The sequence below is a fragment of the Mangrovibacterium sp. genome (genome assembly GCF_059905295.1).
The window spans coordinates 1-1,623 of sequence record NZ_JBZQJF010000249.1 but is presented as its reverse complement, the minus strand read 5'-3'; the positions used below and the strand labels follow the sequence as shown (position 1 = coordinate 1,623).

Below are 1,623 nucleotides of genomic sequence, written 5' to 3'. Positions count from 1 at the left end.
TTTTCCATCGCTTTCAGCATTTTGTTGTGGGCGGGCCAGAAGGTATCCTCCGGAAATGAGTCAGTTCCCAAACCGTCCTGGTTGGTTACCATGACCAATTCGTAGTTCAGGTTTTTAGCGATAAAGTGCATGTTGCGAAAAACTTTGGGCAGAAACTCCAGTTTTTCCAGCGAATCAATTTGTTCGTCCGCCGGCTCAAAAATCAGGGTTCCGTCTCTATCGATGAATAATGCTTTCTTCATATATGTTGTATTGGATAAACCACAATAGGCACATAGAAATCATAGGTTTTAATACATATATCCTATATGCCTAATTGTTTTCACTATATTAATTCGTTTAGTTTCTCAATTAAAATTTCGTTTTCTTCAGGTGATCCAACGGTAACACGCAGGCTGTCGTCGCATAAAATAACTTTGGAGCGGTCGCGTACAATGATTCCGTTTTCAACAAGGAACTCGTAAATACCTCGGGCATCGTACATTTTTACGAGTAAGAAGTTGGCATCTGAAGGATATATCTTGACAACAAAGGGGAACGATTTCAATTGTTCCGCTAATTTACCGCGTTCTGAAATCAATAATTCAACCCAGGCATTCTTGTCTGCTTCCTGTTGAACCAATTCCAATGCTTTTTTCTGGGTGAGGATGTTGATGTTATAGGGGTATTTGATTTTGTTGAAGATACGGATGATGTCGGGTGAGGCAAAGGCCATTCCCAAACGAATACCTGCCATCCCCCAGGCTTTTGAGAAGGTTTGCAAAATAACCAGGTTTGGATATTTGTCCAGTTTATCCAACAAGCTTGCTCCCGGAGCGAAGTCGATGTAAGCTTCGTCGACAACAACCAAGCCCTTGAAGTTTTGGATTAGCTCAAGCATTTCAGCTTTATCCATCAGGTTGGCTGTTGGATTGTTGGGCGAGCAAACAAATGCCAGTTTGGTATTTTCGTCGGCAGCAGTCAGCATTTCTTTGGCTGAGAAGTTGTAATCCTCATTTAGCTTCACCTTGCGAACTTCAATATTGTTGATGTCGGCGGCCACCTGGTACATCCCATAAGTAGGATCGATCGAAATGATATTGTCTTTGCCTGGCTCGCAAAAAGCGCGGAAAAGCAGGTCGATTGGCTCATCACTTCCATTACCCAGAAAGATCTGACCGGCATTGCATTTTTTAATTACTGCAATTTTGTCTTTCAGTTCACGTTGCAGCGGATCCGGATAACGGTTGTATGGCGCGTTAAACGGGTTTTCGTTGGCATCCAGGAAAACCATTGCTTCACCCGAGAACTCGTCTCTTGCTGATGAGTACGGTTTTAGCTGGCGTATATTATCACGTAAAAGTTTATCTAAGTTCATGTTTTCGAAATTGGGAATTTGCAAATCTGTTACTTCAACTCTTTTAACCGTAATGTTACAGCATTCTTGTGAGCATCCAGTTGCTCGGCTGCAGCCATCACTTCAATCACTGGCCCCAGCTTCTGAATACCTTCTTTCGAAATTTCCTGGAAAGTAATTTTCCGGGTGAAACTGTCCAGGTTAACACCGCTGAACGAGCGGGCCCAGCCGTTGGTTGGCAAGGTGTGGTTTGTTCCTGATGCATAGTCGCCGGCACTTTCCGGTGT

2 protein-coding genes and 1 pseudogene are annotated in these 1,623 nt (G+C 43.4%); all 3 read right to left on the bottom strand.

Features of this window, described 5'->3' with window-relative positions; all coding sequences use genetic code 11:
- Positions 1-242: pseudogene (locus AC37HE_RS12930) on the bottom strand (bifunctional histidinol-phosphatase/imidazoleglycerol-phosphate dehydratase); the annotation flags it as partial.
- Positions 243-325: 83 nt separating this feature from the next.
- Positions 326-1,357 (bottom strand): histidinol-phosphate transaminase, encoded by a 1,032-nt coding sequence (hisC, locus tag AC37HE_RS12925; protein WP_500783264.1) that lies wholly within the window; start codon positions 1,355-1,357, stop codon positions 326-328.
- Positions 1,358-1,386: 29 nt separating this feature from the next.
- Positions 1,387-1,623, bottom strand: a 237-nt coding sequence (locus AC37HE_RS12920; RefSeq protein ID WP_500783263.1) for a histidinol dehydrogenase, incomplete at its 5' end; no start/stop codon positions are given.